We start from the raw sequence: 274 nt of genomic DNA, 5'->3' as shown, positions 1-274 counted from the left end.
CTCCAAATGTCACCAGTGCGATAGCGGTAGTTATGGCCCTCACTGTAAGTGATGAAGGTGGTAAAACCGCGACGAACGAAGTAAGCATTGCGCTAACGCCAAGTAATACTAACTTAGCGCCAATTAACGATACTGGGATTACTACTTGTTCAGATTATGCTTTCGGCGCCAGTGAATCTCATCAGAATTCGATTGATTGTAATCTGACAACTGATGCCGATGGCGACTCGGTACCTCAAAATCAGGACGGTCATGCTGGTAGAGATATTAACGC

1 protein-coding gene is annotated in these 274 nt (G+C 45.6%); it reads left to right on the top strand.

All coding sequences use genetic code 11. The features are described 5' to 3' along the window. Nucleotides 1-32 precede the first annotated feature (32 nt). On the top strand, nucleotides 33-274 hold a 242-nt coding region (locus Q4528_RS13850; protein WP_303522156.1), incomplete at its 3' end, for a hypothetical protein.

The sequence above is a fragment of the Staphylococcus pasteuri genome (genome assembly GCF_030547725.1).
Taxonomy (GTDB): domain Bacteria; phylum Bacillota; class Bacilli; order Staphylococcales; family Staphylococcaceae; genus Staphylococcus; species Staphylococcus pasteuri.
This window is presented reverse-complemented; position numbering and strand designations above follow the sequence as displayed.